Raw genomic sequence first — 19,183 nt, 5'->3', positions numbered from 1 at the left:
TCGTAAGGCACAGAAAACTTGGAGTTAGCGCTTCTGCTTCCTCATCTCTATCAATAGAAAAATTGTAAATTCTAGAATTTTCATAGAACCTAGGGCTTTCATCCGGGTTCTTTGATTTATGTTATAATAACTGTATCACTCTGTTAGGAGAAAATTTTCATGACAACTTACTATGAAGCTATAAACTGGAATGCCATCGAGGATGTCATCGACAAGTCTACTTGGGAAAAGTTGACGGAGCAATTTTGGCTCGATACACGTATTCCTTTGTCAAATGACTTGGATGACTGGCGTAAACTTTCAGCCGTGGAAAAAGATTTGGTCGGTAAAGTGTTCGGGGGATTGACTCTCTTGGATACCATGCAGTCTGAATCTGGTGTGGAGGCCATTCGTGCCGACGTTCGTACACCTCACGAAGAAGCTGTTCTCAACAATATCCAATTTATGGAATCTGTCCACGCAAAATCCTACTCTTCAATCTTTTCAACTTTGAATACTAAGTCTGAAATCGAAGAAATTTTTGAATGGACCAACAACAATGAGTATCTTCAAGAGAAAGCTCGTATCATCAACGATATTTACGAAAACGGAAACGCCCTACAGAAGAAAGTTGCATCAACTTATCTTGAAACCTTCCTCTTCTACTCTGGCTTCTTCACTCCACTCTACTACTTGGGTAACAATAAATTAGCCAACGTTGCTGAGATTATCAAACTCATCATCCGCGATGAGTCCGTTCACGGGACTTATATCGGTTACAAATTCCAACTTGGTTTTAATGAATTGCCTCAAGAAGAGCAAGAAGAATTCCGTAGCTGGATGTACAATCTCCTCTACCAACTTTATGAAAACGAGGAAAAATACACTCAATCCCTCTACGACCAAGTCGGATGGACTGAGGAAGTGTTGACCTTCCTCCGCTACAACGCCAATAAGGCTCTCATGAATTTGGGACAAGATCCACTCTTCCCAGACTCAGCCGATGATGTCAATCCAATCATCATGAACGGTATCTCCACTGGAACATCCAACCACGACTTCTTCAGTCAGGTCGGAAACGGTTACCTCCTTGGTACAGTTGAAGCCATGCAGGACGATGACTACAATTTCGGTTTATAATCAAAAAACTCCTTAGAAATCAAATTTCTAAGGAGTTTTCTTTTTAGACCAGCAGGATACTCACAAAAGCGAGAAGATTATTTGCCATATGGAGACCAATCGGATAGCGGAGGTCATCTTTTGCCAGATAAAGCCAAGAAAATGCAAATCCCATTGTCCCATAAATCAAGAAATGAATCGGTGTGTTCGGCATATGAAGGAGAGAAAAGAAGCTAGCAGATACCAAACAATAGACAATTGCCTGTCTCATACTTGCAATTTCCGGGAAAAAGTAGCCACGTAACATGCCTCGGAAAATGTATTCTTCCAAGATTGGCGCAAAAATGACTGTATTGAAAAATGCTGGAATCGGTACAGCTTGGATAATATCAATCAAGGCTCGCTGATTGGTACCAGCCTTTACCGGGAAAAGCACTTGCAACACCATAAATAGAACGTAGAGAACAATCGGTCCCCAAACCTTTTGAAACTTTGCATCCAAACCAGACAAATCGCACTTCATGCCCTTGTAGATGTAATGGTAAAACCAGATAAGCAAGCTCAGCAGCATAATCCCTATCACAGTCATACCCCAAACTAGAAAAGGAAGTCCCCTCATATGCGGTCCTACCTGCATCAGCCCTGAACTTAGTATATAGAGAAACAACCACAAAATTAACAACAGACTGCTAGAAATAATTTTTTTCATACCCACTCCTTACTTAAAATACTCTTTGACCATGCGGCACTGGCTGAGATTAATGTAAATATGAACAAAGGCTACCACCAGATAAGCCATCAACTGCTGGCTCTGGCTGATGACAGAAACGGCAAAGACAGCTACATAAAGAATCGGTAGCACTTTCTGATTGAGGTTAAAAAGTGTCACAAAACTCTGTTCAAAGTTGACCTGGCGCTCACCCTCATCATAAGAATTAACATAGGCTTTGATTTCGCTCGCCGTTGAAAAAACAGACAATTTATACTGGCGAACTCGTTCAATCAGCTTGAAAAGGCGAGTTTGGAAAATACTGAGTAAAATCAATTCTAAAAATCCATACATCGGCAAACTCAACTCAGCACCAGTCGACTGGAATAATAACTGCGACCCTAGCATAAGGTTAAAAATTGCTAAAACTCCTTCGATATTCCCAATCACCACAGCATACTCCATGTTGCGGTAGAGCCTTGTATAAAGCTGAGCGACAGACTGGTCATCATCCATATTTGCTTCATTGTATGCTTTTTCAGCCTTTCTTGCACGTTGGTAAAAGACAATTCCCATCAGGAAGGTCAAGGCAAAAGCCAAATTTGTCACGAGTAAAAGAGTATTTCTAGCGGTTGAAAGACTGAGCTCCATACCATTCACAACTCCTACCAAAGCAGGAGCAAGATATCCCAATAGCAAGCCGGTTACTCCATACATAGCAAAGTAAATCATCCGCTTTTTGAATACTGTATTTTTCTTATTCATTGTCCCCAACCTCCTCTAAACGAAAGACATGTTCTACTGATTCATTGAAAATCTGTGCAATCCGCAGGGCTACCACCACCGACGGCTGGTAGTCTCCCCGCTCTATCAGGCTAACGGTCTGACGCGAGACTCCAGCTAACTGAGCCAACTCAGTCTGATTGTAACCATCTCTGGCTCGCAGTTCCTTGAGCCGATTTTTTAAGATATAGTCCATTCTTGATCCCCCCTAGTTCACAGGACGGTTTTCCTTGAGATTATCAACTCATTATCTCCCAAGCCACTCCTGATCATTTGACATTTTTGACGTTTTTGATGTTTTTGATGTTTTAGATTTTCTAATAGTTTTGACATAGTATTTTTACTCCTTTAATATTTGTTTTCTCTACACTTGAATTGTAACACATCATTTTAATGTTGACAATAATTATTGTCAAAAAAGTTATGATTTTTGTCAAAAAAAGAGTCTTTCGACTCTTCATTGATAATTTTATTCTGCTAGGAAACCAACTGATTGTTTCCTTCGTGTCCCTCTATACCCCTAATCGTTTGCTAATAAACTGGAGGTAGGCCTGCTGGCGTTGCGTTTCAATCGCTTCACAAATGTTTTGTAACCGATACTCTTTGGTATAGACTGCTAACTCAAAGATAATATTATCAGTTGTAGCACATACTTTTTTTAACAGAGGAATATATTTTTTATCCGCAATAATGACTGCATTTCCCATATTTTTTAACAACTTAACATCTTCAGTGTTGAGGTTAAAAGCAATAATCCTGGTCGTCTTTTCAGATAGGTGTTGATGCAGCCAGCCTTTAAACATAACTAGATTGGATTCATTGTTGGAGCAAAGTACCACTGATATAGGGTCAATTTGGGTTTTCAGTAGCTGCCTAATTTGAACCGTTAATAAATTAAGATGTTTCGGACTAACTTCACCGACATAGCCCAACTCCGTCATCCATTTACTGAGAAGTTCTCTGTTTTTTCTATAAAGTGGTGAACACTCCTCTTTGAGATAGCGATCTATCAAACAATCCTCGGGAAGCAACTGCTGAAGGTTATAAAGAAATTTTCGAAACAGCTCAACCATACTCGTAATAAATGATTCTGAAAATACTAAGGAAGGATCTAAGAACTGTTCAAATAATGGCAATAATGTAGCAATATCTGTTTCATTCACCACGATTTGTTCTAATGCTCTATTATTCTCTGGTGTCCACTTATCCCCAGCAAAGGGATTATTTCGCGTACAATAGACTAAAAATAGATAATCATAATCAACTATGTCAAATTTCATTTGGAGGCTAGGTTCAAGAATTTGTTCTGAATAATCTTGAATCAACGGATAAATAAACAATTTTTTCAGTGCATCAAACTGACGTGACGGTGGTAAATGCGGTCTAAAGCTGTGTCGCTTCCATGTTAAAATCACGAGAAACTCAAAGAACAAGTGTTCTTCTTCCATCAATCCCAATACCTCCTGTGTCATGCGGGCATTTGACCCTGTCATAAACTCTCTGACTAACAGATGGTCTTCTTCTGTAATTGGGTAACAAATAACACCAAAATGACACTGCAGCAAGGCCAGTAGATAACGAATTTTAAATTCCTCACCGACAACATGATTGTTTTCAGTCGTCAATCCAATGGTTTCAAGGTACTGATCACAACGCTTTTTCAAACGGTAGGCTGATGGAACTGACATATAGTGAGTCTTAATAAACTCATTATAGGGTAGTTGTTGCTGATTCATCACTAAAAAGCTTAAGCATTGTAAAAAAGGGGATTCCCTATAGATACGTTGCAAACATTCTGTCTTCGTCGCATTCGACAATAAACAGCAGTGAATCTGTTTCGAATCCATGCGAATGTGAAGTTCATCTTCTAGTAGTGGCTGAAGTTCAGTGATTAGTTCTCGAATTGTTTTTTTACTAAATCCAGTAATCTGAACAAGTTCAGAAAACTCACTATATGTAAATTCCAATAAAGTATTAACTAAAAAAATTCTATTCAGAATAGCAGGCTCAATAAAGTTAGATAGCATAGATATTCTCCGTCAATTATTATTGTACAATGAAATAACCTGATCCTCAAAGAATCAAGGTATCAGGCTATTTATTTTGTTTTTTTTAACTGTTTAACAAACAGTAAGCAGTTCAGTTATAGGAAAAATATAACTGTAGAACTACGATTTATAGGCAAGTTATCGGATCGTTTTATGCATACTCTTTTTAGTATAGGGCCCTCATCTTTTTTCATAGAACTGATTGTTTGACTGGTCATTCTAACTTATCGAGGCCGTGCATTGATGCGATCAAATTTTTGTGCACTTTCTTATAAGTTCATTCTGATACTACAATACAAATTCAGTCTACATCCTAAAGATTTTTCGAAAATGAGAGTTGCAATAAAACGTTTCTCAAAAGTGAATAGATAAATACTCTGCTACTTTGGTATTAATCTTCCAATTTGATTTTCGTTTCTTCAGTAGTCATTTCAATGGTTGGTTTAATTACCGCATTTTCTTGAGTGACAGCTGAATGTGCTTGACTACTTTCTTGGGTATCAGAAGTTTTTGGAATCGTAGTATCTTGTGAAACATCTGCTTGTTGAGTTTGTTTTGTTGTATGCATACTTTTTTCTCTTTCATTTGTAGAAGGGTCTTCTCGACGGCTAGTTGATTTTTCTATCTGTGGACGTTGCTGCTCTCCTTTTTTTAGTGCAACAACAGACCATCCTACAGCTAATAAAAGGCAGATTAGGATTGGTATACTGAGCCATTTTTTCATTCTGTAACACCTTTCCCTTCTAGAATTCTATTTTTTAACGACGAGCATAGTCCTGTGCAGGAATGTCATTGTACAAATCTGCATAGTCGCGGTCAGTTGAATGGTCTTTTGATAGTGTATTACGTCCTACCAAGAAGTACGAGTTACGATAGTTACCTGTCACGTCATTCCATGTAGTATCTACATAGTATTTCACACCGTTGATTTCAACAATATTCCAAGCATGGTTTGCATCGCGACTTTGGTTAGTTGCTCCTGTTACATACCAAGCTTTAAGACCAGCTTCAACTGCTAAATCTCGGAACATAACTGCATAGGCTTGACACACTCCACGTTTGTCTTTGTACAATGATTCTGGAGCGTGAACACTGATACCTGAACGAGTTAAGCTAGTTGTGTTCAATTCATGGTCGGCATATTCATAGTTGTCAATGATGAATTGGTTAAGAATTTTAGCTTTTTCATAATCATCAGTGATATTTTTATCTGTGATTTGTTCTTTAACAACTTGTTTTACAAAATCTTTGTATTCTGCAACAAGATTTTTTTGATGAGCCATCAATGTATAGTCAATTAGAAGTGTTGTTTCAACTTCAATGTGTGAAACTGAGTTACCACGGTAGTACGTACCCAATTGGTTTGAAGTTCTGATTCGTAAAATAGTACCTGCATCATCAGCGTATTTCTCAAGTAATTTGCTTAATTGAGCCGCATATGCATCTACCTGTTCACGTGACTTAAAGGTAACTTTATAGCGAATGGTACCAACTTTATTGTCAATTGCATGTGTCAAACCATTTGTCAATGCTGTGTAATCAGCAATAGTTCCTAAATTCAAGGCATCATTTACAATATTGTAATTTGTTGCTGGTTTAGTTGGTGCTGGTGTTTCTTCTTTTTTAGCTGGCTGAGGTTTAGCTGGTTCTGCTTCCTCTTTAGCTGGCTGAGGTTTAGCTGGTTCTGCTTCCTCTTTAGCTGGCTGAGGTTTAACTGGTGTTTCTTCCTCTTTGGCTGGTTGAGGAGCTACTGGTGTTTCTTCCTCTTTGGCTGGTTGAGGAGCTACTGGTGTTTCTTCCTCTTTAGCTGGTTGAGGAGTAACGGGTGCTTCTTCCTCTTCTGTTACTTGAGGAGCTACTGGTGTCTTCTCTTCTTCAACCGCTTGAGGTACTGCTGGAATATCTTCTTCTTCAACTGCTTGAGGAGTAACCGGTTTTTCTTCCTCTTTAGCTGGTTGAGGGGTAACGGGTGTTTCTTCAGCTGATTCACCTGTCAATTCCAAAAGAATTCCACTTAATTTTCCAATTTCAGCTGACAAGTCATCCGTTTTAATAGCGTTTGTTCTACCAGCCAAAGCACTCAATTCAGACTGTACAACTAAAAGTCGATCCATGTACTGTTGCAAAGAACGAATCAAATTTTCACGTTCATTTTCTGCATCTCTGTAAGAATGAATTCTACGAGAACTTGGCTTACCTAAGATTGAAAAAATTTGATTAATCAATGTTGTTCGTTCATATGATAAATCGTGGTAACTTGTTCGGATATTTTCCAACTCCGCTTTATTAGCTTCAACCTTTTCAAAAATGTTTCGGATAATTCCCTCACGTTTTTGAACGGCATTGTTGTATTGATCAGCAGTGTTGTTACCGTAGTTTAATTGATAAACCAACTGATGATCTTCGCGTTCATATGAAAGAATGGATTGGTTGACTTCTTTGATCTTGTCGCGGAGTGGAGTTGCCACATCTCCAAGAGAGCTAATGTGGCCTTTTACATCTTCAATTATTGCTTGTTTTTGGTTAAGGAAATGTCTTGTTGCTTGATATCCTTCTTCATTCACATATGTGTAATAACTTCTTTGAGAAAAATGATCATCTGCATGTACTTGCGCTGCGGCAACTGAGGCCATAACCATCGTACTAAACAATAATCCTTTTAAAATATTCTTTTTCTTCATACATCCTCCAGTATTAAAATAACTAAAAGTAATTAACAGTAGTTTATGTGATCGCATCTTTTAACTTCATACAAACATAGGCACCACCCCCTTTTAAAAAAGTGTTTTGTATATCAGTAATAGAATAAAAACGGTTTGACCTCATAGCCTACAAAAATGAAACGTCATTTTTTACTTTATGAAATAATGCAATGTCTCAAAAAGAATGTCATGATAAAAAGAACTTTTGACCGATTAGAAAAACTCTCTTTCTCTCCTGGTAGGAAGAAAAAACGCAGTAATGATGTATTTTTTGTCGAAAAAAAAGCCAAACAGTAGTCTAGCTCTTTCTTGACGAGGCAATCATCATCTATCATTTACTTAACGACTATTTATTTAAATTTAAGAAAGTACGGATACGAATAGCAATTTTTTCAGACCATCCTTTATCGGATGCATAGCGAGTATTAATTGCCGCAATACTCTTTCCGTTGTAGTACATGCCATCCGGTTTCAAATAATGTTGACTCAAATAGCGTGCAACGTAGTCTATACAAGCATCAAATGATTCAAAGTAGCCGGCACTTGAAAATGGGCTAGAATCATATGCCATAAAACCAAATAAATTATTTTTTACTTGTGCTATTTGACTTCTTCCGTAATCAGATTCATGAATAGCCAATCCAGTTAAAAAGATAGCATTTACGCCATAATTTTTCTCAGCCTTTTTAAAGGCCTGACCTAAACCAGCCATATTTGTCCCTTCTAAACGACTGTTGATAAAATCAGCCGATACCGTTGAAGGAACCGTAACATCTTCTGAGAACAGAATAACGCCACCACCATTTGAACTAAAATTCTCTGAAATATAAATATCTGCAGGATTAATTTTCTCCTGGTGATTGGCCATAATGTGCTGACCAAATAACAATCCGATAACAAGAGAGCCACCAATCAAGCCTGTTGTCATCAGGTGCATGCCTCTTATTTTTTTATTTAAAATACCCATTGAATATATAACTCCTTTATATAATCTCCCCAAAAATAGAATAAAATAGCCATAATACTCATAGCAGGACCAAAGGGGATTTCCTTCTTCGCATCAAATTTCAGTTTTGCAATGAACGTTATGACTAGCAGTAACAGTCCAGCGATAAAAAACGAACCGATCGCGACCAGTGCAATATCAAGCGGTCTAAACCAACTACCAAGCGTAATCAAATAAGTAATGTCGCCAGGACCAAATGCTTCTTGCTTATAATAGAATTTTGCCAACCAATAAATGGCACCATAGACCACTAAAGCTACGAGCATGGAACAAATGGTTTCCAAATAGGATTCCCCTGTCAGCCAGATCAAACTCAACCGCCCAACTAAAAATATCAGTAGAACAATATCAGAAATAAAATGGGTATCAAAATCAATATAGCCTACGATAATCCCCAGAGAAATCAATAGACAAGCCGAGATAACCATCCATATCCCTTGGTCAATAAAGAGCAAATAGGCTCCCCACCACAGCGTACCTGTTAGCAATTCCACGATAAAATACCGCGGAGAAATCGGTACCTTGCAGTGTTTGCATTTAAACCCTTGAATAACAATGGATAAAAGCGGAATCAACTCTAAAGCACCTAGAACATGTGAACAGTTTGGGCAAGCTGAACGACCATTGATGATACTTTTTTCAAGTGGAACTCTATAAATGACAACATTATAAAAGCTACCAAATACGAGCCCTAGGATAAAGACTAATACTGCCATTTCATACTCCTCTTCTGTTTTAAAATCACATCTTCTCCTCGAGTTTATTTTGTAGTTTTTGCCTTCGCTTTTCCTACTAGGCAAGTCCAGTTAATGACCGAATAAAGGATATACCAAATGATTCGGTCCTAACTGTCTATTGTTTGCTGGCTAGTACAATTGTTAATTGTGAGCCTTCTTTTGATAGAGAAAGAACGACATCGTTCTGACTTGTATTTGTCACAGAAAGTTGAGTGAATTCCTTGCCTGGATCTCCAATGCTGAAAGCCTTACCTTTGTAAGAATCTACTTTCATGTGTTTAAATGTCAGTGATTGAAGGGCATCCACCACTAACTCGACACCGGTTCCATAAACTTCTGTCCCATTGACAACACTTGCTAGGTAACCTGATTTCTTGTTCAACTTACCAATAACATCTGAAAAATTGACACTTTGACCAGCTGCAATATACACATTTTGCAATTTATGAAATGCTAATTCTTGGTTGTGTTTTTGAACAGCATCATCTGAAAGCGGTAATTCTGCCTTATCAATAAATTGTGTGTATTGAGATAAATTCCAGGATTGATCCTCGGCACCGATGAGATTGGCTTCTAAAGGAATATGTTCAAATTGAGCTGTTTTATTGATATTCTGAGCAGCGGCAATAAAGTTTTGAGCTTGAATTTCGTACCCATCTACAGGAGCTGATACCGTCAGTTGATTATCCGGACTAGCAATCAAATGATTGGTTTCAGGTTCTTGTTTTAATAAATCCGGAAAATTTTGAATCGATTTTTCTAAAGATTGCAACCAAAATAACCGTTTTGAATAGATTGATAAGAGTTGATTTTGTTTTGTTTCAAAAAATGGTACAAACTTATCCCATAGATTGGTATTCGAAATTTTATCTAAACTTTCTAATTCCGTTTTTGAAAAATAACTCAATCCTAGCAATCGCATATCCATTGAGAAGGAATGCCCTGTTGACAGCTCAAAGCTCGCTTTGTAGGGTAAGCTTTTGTATACTGCAACTTCTGCTTCACTTCTCGAATGAACATGTAGAGTCTTTTTGTCATTTATACTCATGGGCAAACTTGGTTTATAGATCGTCATAACATATAGCAGCAAGCTAAGCATAAAGAGCAAAACTAAACCTAGGGGAATGAAAGGTTGATACTTTGAAAATCTTCCCTTCATTCTAGCCTACACTCCCTGCCAAACGAACCAACAATCGTCTGTCAATTCTACGCAACAAGTCAATCATTTCTTCTGTTACAACTTCACCCGCATAAAGAAGCACACTACCATCTGAGTTCAGTAGATTTTTTTGCAATTTTTTGCCAAGCAAAAGTCGTTTTTGATTGTCGACATAACTCTTCGTTTCATCAGTTGCAACTGTCATTGGTACCACTTGATGGTGAATCACAGGCTCCGTAATGGTTTCATATTCTACTGGAATTTGAAACTCATCGCGTTTTACTGGGACTTCTTTTGGAGTATCATTGTTTGAAAATGATGCAAAGATATCTTCTAATGATTGTTTCGGTGTTTCAGCTGTTACTTCATCTTCTTTCAATTGTTTCAAAGATGTGCTTTCAATTGCCATTGACTCAAGCGCAGGTATTTCCTGTGGCATCGTTTCTTCAACTTTCATAGAAGAATTCAAATCTGAAAAATCTTCACTAGTTTTTAGATTTGCCAACATAGCATCTAAATCAAAATTTTGATCATTTTCGATGTTAGTATCCATTTCAGGTATCCATGAATTTATTTCTTTTTTAGGAGCTGGCTTCTCATTGAAAGTAGGTTCTGCTACAGGTTCTACTTTTTGAGGAACAGCAATCTCAGCTTGTTGTTCAACTCTTTCTAAAGCTGGACGTGGCTTAGCTGGAACATCAATCATTTTTGCCTGGGCACTTGCTTCCACAGTGTTGCATTCTTCATTTAAAATGATGTACTCTTTTCCAATCATTAAAATTTGTGATTTAGGAATTTGGAATACTTCTCCATCATTCTCAGGATCAACTAGCAAGAAGCCAATTTCATTTTCATTATCAATAAAGTAGTCTGTTACACGACCAATTTTATTTCCATCGACAGTAATAACAATTTCATCGATGATCACACCTTGTTTATCTACAAGAAGTTGTAATTCATCTTGTGTAATGGCCTTCAATGCATCTGAATTTTTCACAGTTGCTGCAAAATTACCAATACCATAAATATTATTTCCAATCATTAAAGCGTGCGATGGGTCTTCCTGTCGTGATTTGACAACAAAAGTTAGCGTAACTCCCTTGTCCACGACAACTTGATGAATTTCTCCAAGTCCCACACCTTTTTCAATTTCAATTACTGCAGTTCCAATGACCGACTTGCAACTAATCATAATACTTTACGCTCCTCTAAAAACTTATATTCATTTCTTATGGTTTCACTAATATGTGGATTATAGAGTTCCACTCGAATTAACTCCAATAAACAAAGGGCATTCTGACGAATTTCCTTGTCGTAAGAATCAATCAAAATCTCTTTCAAATAATCCACCGCTTCCTGATAAAAGCCCAACACTAACAACTCACGAATTTCAAATAATAAGAATCGGAAATAGATTTCTTTATCAATTTGTTCCTCAGTATTGAAATATGGTTCTTCTGTTTTCTTCGTTTTCACCCATTCAACCGCCTCGCCCGACAATGGATTAACGGTTAAAATCACGTCATCTTGTGCTTGTTTATTATGTACAGTAACTGGTGATTCTTGGTCCTTATGTTGAGAAAAAATGATTTCAATTTCTCTCAAAATCTCTTCCTCTTCATCCGTCACCGTAACATCCATCGGTTGTTCTGCCGATGATTCCAGATGCACAGGAGATTCTTTTTCAATAAATAAATTATTTGATTCTTCCTTATCCATATTGCCTGAAAACAAATTGTCCAGTTTAGATAAGGTTTGAGATACCATATTGTCCACCTCTTTTATAGAGGTTTGTTGTGGTTCAAATGTGGAAGAATGGTACGAAATTGGCGTAACTTTATCAGTGTTTTCTTTTTTATCAACAGCTAAAAACTCTTCCTCTAAACTCATACGATTTGGTTGATCGTATGCTTGTTCCTCCCGTGAAGGCATGTTTTTTTTCGCAGGTTGTGATACATTTTTCGAAGGCATCTGTATCACTTTATCGGTAGAGGATTTGGTGCTTGTCTTTTTATCCTTTTGTCTTGATTTCAAGCGAGACAGTTCTTGGGTATCATCTTCTACAGCTTCCGTTTTATCCATCAATAAACTACCGTATACAGGATTCTCTATGAAAGATTCCTCTACTTGTGTCTCACTGACAAAGAATAGTTCTCTAGTTTCTCTAGTTTTCTTAATCTGTTTATAATGTTCTATGTAGTCTCGGATATTTTGTGAAAATAGTGAGACTGTATAGATACCAAAAATACCCGCACATAGACCACCAAAATAGAGTGGACTTGCTTGTAAATATTGATACATTCTAGGAAGGAAAAAGACAAACATTCCCATCCATATCGCTAGAAAGATTCGCTTTGCTATCTCCAACTTAGCTACAAACATAATACTAATCGTATGAATTATGATGAATGTTAGGCCAAACATTTGTAAATACGCCATTATTTCCTCCTTCTTTTTTATTCCTTGTTCGTTCTTTCATTGTTTCTTTACATACAGAGAAATGTGTTACGAACTCAAACCATGACTCAATATGAACTAAAAGTTAAAAAATGCTACAGTAAGTTGTACTCATAGAGGTTGTTTGGTCTTGCTCTATGAATCACAAATTTACTTTTTAATTGGATATCAAACTCTGAATAGCAAAATTATCCAATTTTAGGGTTGTTCCATCACTATTGGTATTTGGTGTTTCAAAGTAGAAACCTTTTACCTTCAATGGATATGTCAAGCTCGCCACGCTGGCAGGATCAAATCGAGCTTCACGCCAACCTTCCCATTTCAAGCCTTCCAATAAACCGACTTGGATTTCTTGACCGTTCGCATTTTCAACAATCATCCCCAAGCTGCCGTCCCATTTTTTAGAACTATGGAAGTCGAAAAGGATATAATCTGGTTTTTCATTTAATGTAATAAATGGATCTTGCAATCTCATTTCATAGATGACTTTTTCTTTGCTTGCAGGAATTTGCACAACATTCGAACCCGTACCTTCAAGGAAGTCACCGGTATCAACCGTAACGTCCGTCTCTGCATTATTGGCTTTGTTTTTCAATTTTAAGTTTGTTTCAAAGCGATAAAGTGTTGAGGTATTGTAGTAAGCTGAAATTCCACCTGTATTGCTGGTTGAGTTGGCCAATTGTTGAAGATAAGCTGGTCCAGGAGCTGATCCTAAACCAGAACCCACATCCGACGAATTACCTGACGATGTTGAATCTGATTTTGAATCTGATTTTTTACCACCATCTTCAGAGATAGACAACCAAGATGCACGCTTAAATGGTGAAGCCACATGGGCAAATGGAATCGGTGTCTTATCTACATTGCTAGCTGGTTTGCTGACATACCGTTCTACATCTTCTACTTGGTAAAATCTTAGTTTGATATGCCCTTTTTCAATCAGCGGATCAATTCTATCCACTTCTTGCTTGGCCTTAGGAGAACCCAAGTCCAATTCACTTGATACGATTGTACGCTCATTGGCATCAATCATTTTCAATAATTCCAACACCTGAGAATAGGTTCCTGAGAAACTAATATCAGCTGTCATTTGTGTGATATTCGTATTGGCATACTTGTTTTCTGCCTCGTTATCTGACTGTGTAGCTGGCGCAGCACTTTTTTGTGTTTCAGCAGCAGAACTAGAACTTGTACTTGTTGACGTTGACGTCGAAGTACCTGTACTTGAAGCACTTGTTGTTGAGGAAGTTGTTTCAGTTTTTTTAGCCTTCTTATCTTTCTCTTGTGCTGCTGCATCCTTATCCGCCTTTTTAGGAAACTCTAGTTCTTTTGTTTCCGCAAATTCAACCCGTTGAAGAGTGATGCCACTTTTACTAATCAGGTGATCAATCAAATAGATAAATTCCCCCTGATTCGTATTGCCGTAATAGTTAGAAGCAACTTTATTGGTATCACTGTTCAGCTTTTTCAATTCTTGAACCAAGGCTCCTTTCCGAGCAACCTTTGCAGATTTTTCGTTAAACTCCAACTGCAACCTGTTGTACTCTTCCGATAGCTCACCATTTTTAGTTACTAAACCATTTAAAACATTGTAACAACCGAATGCAACGAGACCGACAGCAACTGTACCAAGCAAAGTTTTTTCCTTTTTGTTTAGCTTTAGCCCGGGTTTCTTATCAGTTTTGTTAGTATTATTTTTTTTCACTGAAGTCCACATCCTTTGTCTCAATTTCGATAGTAAATTTATATACATCCTTAAATGGATCATTGGCTGCTACACCAACTGCAGCACCACCACCGTCGACATTTTCAATCGTGCTGACCAAAATATGATTAAATTTGTCTGTTTTTCGTAATTCTTCCTCAAATTTTGCGATAGAAAGTCTCTCGGTTGAGAGTCCCACGATAGACACCTTATCATCTGAAATGCTCAATTCATCAAAGACTAGATTGCGTGTCACACGGTTTTGGACAAAGTCCATGAAAGCTCTATTAACCTTGTGAGTCCGTTTGAAATCACCTTCTAAATTCTTAAAGATGGTCTGATCGTTTGTCACAGTTGCTTTGTCAACTTGAAGTTTTTCAATTTCTTCTAATTGCTGTGTCATTTCAGGTGCTTCTAGCAACATATGTAATTTATTGATTTCTGTCTCGTAGTTACTGTTACTTGAGTAGTAATAGAAGGTACCTAGCAATACCCCTGCTAAGGCTAGTATACTCCCCGTAATCGCAGCCAAGCGAACTGTGCTGGTCTTTGCAGGAGGGATATGGTATGTCGCAAAAAAGTTTAAATCTCTCATCATCATTAGTTGACCCTCCGAATTAACATTGCTACAGCTGGTATCATTTCAGGATCATTATCTGCATACGGTCCCCAAACAATATCCTCTGAGTCAACGCTACCGACAGCCTCAATATCACCGTCAAATTTTGTTTTTAATACTGAAATCAAATGCCAGCAAAGGGCACCTTCTCCGATAGAATAAAACTTATCAATCGTTTCACCAGTTGTTGAGCTGAAAAATCGCTCGGTATTGATAATATGCATTTTTGTTTCATTTAACCATTCATCTAAGACGCGTTTAAGAGACAAATCTGTCATATTACCAGCGACAATCTCATGAAAATGACGCATGGTCAATTCAGTATCTACTAAGTCTTCAATCTCATGATAGCCATGATCCATATGGTTACTTGTCACAAATCGACCATTCGCATAGAGATAGACATCAATACTGTGCTTGCCTAGTTGGACAATCCCAATATTTCCTTCTGTCAAATACTTGCCACGATTGTTGATCGCTTCTACACGTTCCAGCCACTTTTCATACGTATTGGAACGCAGGTCAAAGACATACGGTACCAAATGCAAGGCATCTGCCAAGTCATAATGTTGCTCTACTGTCGCTTTTGGCACAGCATAGGCAATCAAAGACTTGCTTCCTTCTTCAATCATACCATCTGCTTGTGGACTAAATTGATAATCAATGATATATGAGCTTGTATCGATATCCAGATACTGCTGCAACTCAAAGGAGATAAAGTTTTCGATGTCTTCTTCTGCAACGGCATCTGGTACCATGACTGGACGCGCAATAACCCCTGTATTATTGACTGCAAAAAAAGCATACTTAGCTACGACATCATTTTCTTTCATCAAATGATCAATGAACTCAATCAAGGCATCCATGTTGATAATCAAACCATCATGTACCAACCCTGCTGGTAAAGAAGCTTTGACCGTCTTTACGATTTCTAATTCTTTGCGTTTTTGCTTCGCAACTACCAAGGTCAAATCATAGTCATCAAAATCAATGGCTAACAAATTTCCTTTGATGGGCTTTGAAAACATGGTGTAAGGCTGACCGGCATTTTTCCCGCCCTTCCCTTTTTTAGTTGAAAACAAACTTGTGATTGACTTGTTCTTAGTTGAAGCCGCTTGTGAGACTTGGAGCTCGCTGTCTAGCATATACTCCTCATCTGCCAACTCCTCTTTTTTCTTAAAAAGGGGTTGGTTCAACCGTGTCAGCAAGGAACTTTTCCCGCTCCCGTTATCAGACATATGTCCTGTTTCTTTTTTTTTCTTAACAGAGAACATTGATCTCCCCATTCTACTTTCTTTTTAATTTTCTTTTTTTACTTCGTATTTATTTTTGAAATATTCAGTCATGGACTTAATCTCATCCTGACCTAATGAGCGTTCAAATACAGCAATTTCATTGATGTGGGTCTGTCCACCGAAGGTAACTGTTATAGGTTGTTGCCCATTACGGTTTCTATTCTTAACAGTTAGTGTATCTGTATGGATTTTTTCTCCATTCAAATATACTTCCACTTTCAATTGAGAATCGTTAACTGGTTGGCTTACAATTTGAATAGAGTTATCTTGGTCTTTAACAAGCTTTTGGGTAACTGTAGAATTCGATGATAAATTGCCATTTGAAGCATCACTAGTTGCTATTTTCAATTCTCCATTGTCACCTATGTCTAGCTTCCAAATTAATTGGTTCCCAAACTGATACGAAACTAAGGCACCTGACTGAGATTCTTTTGTGAGCAAAAAGGAGTTGGTTGTTCCTTTCTGCACTTTAATATCTTTGATTGCTAAAGTATTATGTTCTAGTGCTAATACTTGTCTTGCTTGATGTTTTTCCTCATCAAAAATGCTCTTTACTGCCACATTATCTGTGATTTTTTGACCATTATGATAGTTCAGAAGCTCAACCCCTTGATGCTCTTTACTATCAGTTGTAATTGCTGAAGGTGTACCATCTTCATTTTTTTTCACAGCAAGATCAGCGTCTGTATGGAATGCCAATTCTTTCGTAACTGGGATCCCCATTACCCAGATACGATATTCGGCCTCTTGGTATTGGCCTACCCGACCAAAAGAGTTGATGGCGCGAGCAGCAAAAGTCAGATAAGAGCCACGCATCTCCTTTTCAATTTTAAATCCACTATTTTTCTTTGAAATTTGCTTAAAATCTTCCAACATCTTAGGATGAGCTACTTTTGACTCTGTCGAACCTATCGCCGCCAAGCTCCCAACTAAAACAATTGGCTTACTTGGATTGTCCTTATCTTTTATAGATGAATGGCTTTGGAACCAGCCTTCTTCGGTGTAGATTTTAGAACTTGTAGACTTGTCAGTCAGTTGAACACGTCCATCTGGTGTCTCATCCCCTACATAGTAATAAGCCTTACCTTTTGATCCCTGTTTTTCATCAAGAGTGACCTTTAAATCCTCAGGAATTTTCAAGACACTTTCTTTATTATTAGCGACAAAGAGATGAATTTTTTTAGGAGCTTTGTCATTTTTATAGGACAAATTTGTCCCTTTGACTTTTACTGTTTGTGGAGCGTTGCTCCCAATTTTATAAACAAATTCCCGCTCCTCTGTACCTGTGCCTCCATTTTTCTTGACATCTGCTATTCTACTTTCAAATTGCTCTTGAATATCGAAGTTGACTTTATTTTGCGTTCGTAATCCAAACACATTATTAAATGAATTTGAGAAAAAGCTCATGGTTCCCACAACGATAACAGAGATCAGAATTAAGGAGATGATAACCTCCGCGAGAGTAATCCCTTTTCTTTTCTTAACATTTTTCATACAGTCCCCCACTATGGTCCAACTACAAACCAGAGATCTTGTTCAATTTGTTTTTTAATATCTGAAAAGACCTTTGCCAAATCTTCTTCACTGGAGGCATCATAGTAGTTTGCATCTACTTTCCCATTCTTAACAGCATTCGTGAGCTCTTGACCGTAAGCTTTTTCAGATGGTACACCAGAAAAACCTATCATGCTAACACGACGAATACCTTCCCCAAAGGTTTTAGATACCTCTTGTGTATATCTCACAGCTTCTCGAAGAAATTTACCATCACCATAGTAAAAATCTTTACTTGCATTGCTTCCTAGCTTATCAGACAAGTCAAATGTTGGATTACCATAATCATATACATCTCTGTAACCATACCGTAAATACTTTGAAGTATAGCTTCCTACTGTATAGATATTAGGAACTCCATCTGTTAAAAGAACAACATATTTGAATTGGGCAGGATTTTTTTGAAGACTGACCATAGCGTGGCGAAGACCGTCTCCAGGATTGGTCCCTCCATCTGGTTGCATATTTTGAATGTTTTGCTTGATAGTATTTGATCCTGATTTTAAATCAACAAATTGCTCTTGGATATAGCCTCCCAGAGTAGAGAACTGTACGAGGTTGACGCTAACGTTACCCAAGTCAGTCAATTCATCAATCATATTCTTTGCTTTGTCTTTCAAAATAGTCATTCTGATATTTGAAGATGTGCTATGATTATTTTTTCCCCCGTTAATATCCCAAGCCATCGATCCTGATGTATCAAAGACAAAACTGATGGCTGTATTCATCTGCCCTTCGATAGGGTCATTACGGTAAGCGATGGCGACCCCTTGCTTGCCTCTAGCAACGTGGGAGAAAACTTGTTTTGTATTGAGGGCGACGGAAGCCGAATCTAAGGCAAATTTTTTATTCGTATTGGTATACTGTCCCTTAACTTCGTAGTTCACCAAGCGGTTATCTTGGTAGTTGTCATCACTTGAGAACTTGAGGTCCATCGTAATATCGTAGAGATGGCGATTTCCTAACTTAACTTCATCCCAGGTATTTTTTGCTTTGTTCCAAGAAAAGTTGACTAGATTTTTTTTATCTTTTGTGAGACCGATATAGCTCCAGCCTGATTTCAAATTTTTAGCATCACCATCGTATTTTGAATCGTCTAAGACGAAGATGGCTGTGGCATTTTGAACACTTTTATCTACAGCTTGCATACTGGTTCGAACTTCTGCTTGAATAGTTGCTTCCTTGTCAACCAAATCCTTGCTAGCAAAGACCGTATGAGAAATGACACCTAGCACAAGTGAAACCACTGCGATTAGGGAGATGGAGACGATAAGTTCAACAAGTGTGAACCCTCTTTTTGCCTGTTTCATT

The 19,183-nt window shown here is 37.8% G+C and carries 17 protein-coding genes; 1 reads left to right on the top strand and 16 read right to left on the bottom strand.

Translation table 11 applies throughout. The annotated features are described in order from the left end of the window. The first annotated feature begins 159 nt into the window (after nucleotides 1-159). Nucleotides 160-1,119 carry a class 1b ribonucleoside-diphosphate reductase subunit beta gene (gene nrdF, locus J2T50_RS01215; protein ID WP_253362841.1) on the top strand — a complete coding sequence of 320 codons (960 nt, stop codon included), beginning with the start codon at nucleotides 160-162 and terminating at the stop codon, nucleotides 1,117-1,119. Nucleotides 1,120-1,162: 43 nt separating this feature from the next. Here nrdF and J2T50_RS01210 read toward each other — a convergent pair whose 3' ends face one another. The 16 genes from J2T50_RS01210 to J2T50_RS01135 form a co-directional block, all read right to left on the bottom strand. Further along, nucleotides 1,163-1,807: a CPBP family intramembrane glutamic endopeptidase gene (locus J2T50_RS01210; protein ID WP_253362839.1), complete on the bottom strand. Its 645-nt coding sequence runs from the start codon at nucleotides 1,805-1,807 to the stop codon at nucleotides 1,163-1,165. A 9-nt stretch (nucleotides 1,808-1,816) separates the two neighbouring features. Then, nucleotides 1,817-2,572, bottom strand: a complete 756-nt coding sequence (locus tag J2T50_RS01205) for a DUF3169 family protein (protein ID WP_253362837.1) — start codon at nucleotides 2,570-2,572, stop codon at nucleotides 1,817-1,819. Continuing rightward, nucleotides 2,565-2,786 carry a helix-turn-helix transcriptional regulator gene (locus tag J2T50_RS01200; protein ID WP_253362835.1) on the bottom strand — a complete coding sequence of 74 codons (222 nt, stop codon included), beginning with the start codon at nucleotides 2,784-2,786 and terminating at the stop codon, nucleotides 2,565-2,567. Before J2T50_RS01200 ends, J2T50_RS01205 begins: the two co-directional genes overlap by 8 nt. A gap of 316 nt (nucleotides 2,787-3,102) precedes the next feature. Next, nucleotides 3,103-4,617 (bottom strand): helix-turn-helix domain-containing protein, encoded by a 1,515-nt coding sequence (locus J2T50_RS01195; RefSeq protein WP_253362833.1) that lies wholly within the window; start codon nucleotides 4,615-4,617, stop codon nucleotides 3,103-3,105. 412 nt (nucleotides 4,618-5,029) lie between these two features. Beyond that, on the bottom strand, nucleotides 5,030-5,362 hold the full coding sequence (locus tag J2T50_RS01190; protein ID WP_253362831.1) for a hypothetical protein: 333 nt from the start codon (nucleotides 5,360-5,362) through the stop codon (nucleotides 5,030-5,032). Between the two features lie 34 nt (nucleotides 5,363-5,396). Continuing rightward, complete coding sequence (locus J2T50_RS01185; protein ID WP_253362829.1) at nucleotides 5,397-7,319, bottom strand: transglutaminase domain-containing protein; 1,923 nt, start codon at nucleotides 7,317-7,319, stop codon at nucleotides 5,397-5,399. Between the two features lie 367 nt (nucleotides 7,320-7,686). Then, nucleotides 7,687-8,307, bottom strand: a complete 621-nt coding sequence (locus tag J2T50_RS01180) for a glucosaminidase domain-containing protein (RefSeq protein WP_253362827.1) — start codon at nucleotides 8,305-8,307, stop codon at nucleotides 7,687-7,689. Next, entirely contained in the window at nucleotides 8,295-9,062 is a 768-nt protein-coding gene (locus tag J2T50_RS01175) for a prepilin peptidase (RefSeq protein ID WP_253362825.1), read from the bottom strand. Before J2T50_RS01175 ends, J2T50_RS01180 begins: the two co-directional genes overlap by 13 nt. Nucleotides 9,063-9,198: 136 nt before the next feature. After that, nucleotides 9,199-10,158 (bottom strand): VanW family protein, encoded by a 960-nt coding sequence (locus tag J2T50_RS01170; RefSeq protein ID WP_253362823.1) that lies wholly within the window; start codon nucleotides 10,156-10,158, stop codon nucleotides 9,199-9,201. 85 nt (nucleotides 10,159-10,243) lie between these two features. After that, nucleotides 10,244-11,434 (bottom strand): PRC-barrel domain-containing protein, encoded by a 1,191-nt coding sequence (locus J2T50_RS01165; protein WP_253362821.1) that lies wholly within the window; start codon nucleotides 11,432-11,434, stop codon nucleotides 10,244-10,246. After that, complete coding sequence (locus J2T50_RS01160) at nucleotides 11,431-12,681, bottom strand: SSA_2305 family type IV pilus system protein (RefSeq protein WP_253362819.1); 1,251 nt, start codon at nucleotides 12,679-12,681, stop codon at nucleotides 11,431-11,433. Before J2T50_RS01160 ends, J2T50_RS01165 begins: the two co-directional genes overlap by 4 nt. A gap of 175 nt (nucleotides 12,682-12,856) precedes the next feature. Continuing rightward, nucleotides 12,857-14,335 carry a hypothetical protein gene (locus J2T50_RS01155; protein WP_253362817.1) on the bottom strand — a complete coding sequence of 493 codons (1,479 nt, stop codon included), beginning with the start codon at nucleotides 14,333-14,335 and terminating at the stop codon, nucleotides 12,857-12,859. Between the two features lie 55 nt (nucleotides 14,336-14,390). Then, complete coding sequence (locus J2T50_RS01150) at nucleotides 14,391-15,005, bottom strand: PilN domain-containing protein (RefSeq protein WP_253362815.1); 615 nt, start codon at nucleotides 15,003-15,005, stop codon at nucleotides 14,391-14,393. Then, entirely contained in the window at nucleotides 15,005-16,261 is a 1,257-nt protein-coding gene (gene pilM / locus J2T50_RS01145; RefSeq protein ID WP_253362813.1) for a pilus assembly protein PilM, read from the bottom strand. The genes J2T50_RS01150 and pilM overlap by 1 nt, the downstream gene beginning before the upstream one ends. 60 nt (nucleotides 16,262-16,321) lie before the next feature. After that, on the bottom strand, nucleotides 16,322-17,812 hold the full coding sequence (locus tag J2T50_RS01140) for a type II secretion system protein (RefSeq protein WP_253362812.1): 1,491 nt from the start codon (nucleotides 17,810-17,812) through the stop codon (nucleotides 16,322-16,324). A gap of 11 nt (nucleotides 17,813-17,823) precedes the next feature. After that, complete coding sequence (locus J2T50_RS01135) at nucleotides 17,824-19,182, bottom strand: VWA domain-containing protein (protein WP_253362810.1); 1,359 nt, start codon at nucleotides 19,180-19,182, stop codon at nucleotides 17,824-17,826. Nucleotide 19,183: the final 1 nt, after the last annotated feature.

Source organism: Streptococcus gallinaceus (assembly GCF_024170225.1).
GTDB classification, from domain to species: domain Bacteria; phylum Bacillota; class Bacilli; order Lactobacillales; family Streptococcaceae; genus Streptococcus; species Streptococcus gallinaceus.
The sequence above is the reverse complement of the archived record's forward strand: the minus strand, read 5'-3'. Positions and strand labels throughout refer to the sequence as shown.

Bases quoted from the DNA above. Each gene is read 5' to 3' on its own strand.
- nrdF (WP_253362841.1), top strand. From the start codon at position 160: ATGACAACTTACTATGAAGCTATAAACTGGAATGCCATCGAGGATGTC.
- J2T50_RS01210 (WP_253362839.1), bottom strand. From the start codon at position 1,807: ATGAAAAAAATTATTTCTAGCAGTCTGTTGTTAATTTTGTGGTTGTTT.
- J2T50_RS01205 (WP_253362837.1), bottom strand. From the start codon at position 2,572: ATGAATAAGAAAAATACAGTATTCAAAAAGCGGATGATTTACTTTGCT.
- J2T50_RS01200 (WP_253362835.1), bottom strand. From the start codon at position 2,786: ATGGACTATATCTTAAAAAATCGGCTCAAGGAACTGCGAGCCAGAGAT.
- J2T50_RS01195 (WP_253362833.1), bottom strand. From the start codon at position 4,617: ATGCTATCTAACTTTATTGAGCCTGCTATTCTGAATAGAATTTTTTTA.
- J2T50_RS01190 (WP_253362831.1), bottom strand. From the start codon at position 5,362: ATGAAAAAATGGCTCAGTATACCAATCCTAATCTGCCTTTTATTAGCT.
- J2T50_RS01185 (WP_253362829.1), bottom strand. From the start codon at position 7,319: ATGAAGAAAAAGAATATTTTAAAAGGATTATTGTTTAGTACGATGGTT.
- J2T50_RS01180 (WP_253362827.1), bottom strand. From the start codon at position 8,307: ATGGGTATTTTAAATAAAAAAATAAGAGGCATGCACCTGATGACAACA.
- J2T50_RS01175 (WP_253362825.1), bottom strand. From the start codon at position 9,062: ATGGCAGTATTAGTCTTTATCCTAGGGCTCGTATTTGGTAGCTTTTAT.
- J2T50_RS01170 (WP_253362823.1), bottom strand. From the start codon at position 10,158: ATGACGATCTATAAACCAAGTTTGCCCATGAGTATAAATGACAAAAAG.
- J2T50_RS01165 (WP_253362821.1), bottom strand. From the start codon at position 11,434: ATGATTAGTTGCAAGTCGGTCATTGGAACTGCAGTAATTGAAATTGAA.
- J2T50_RS01160 (WP_253362819.1), bottom strand. From the start codon at position 12,681: ATGGCGTATTTACAAATGTTTGGCCTAACATTCATCATAATTCATACG.
- J2T50_RS01150 (WP_253362815.1), bottom strand. From the start codon at position 15,005: ATGATGATGAGAGATTTAAACTTTTTTGCGACATACCATATCCCTCCT.
- pilM (WP_253362813.1), bottom strand. From the start codon at position 16,261: ATGTCTGATAACGGGAGCGGGAAAAGTTCCTTGCTGACACGGTTGAAC.
- J2T50_RS01140 (WP_253362812.1), bottom strand. From the start codon at position 17,812: ATGAAAAATGTTAAGAAAAGAAAAGGGATTACTCTCGCGGAGGTTATC.
- J2T50_RS01135 (WP_253362810.1), bottom strand. From the start codon at position 19,182: ATGAAACAGGCAAAAAGAGGGTTCACACTTGTTGAACTTATCGTCTCC.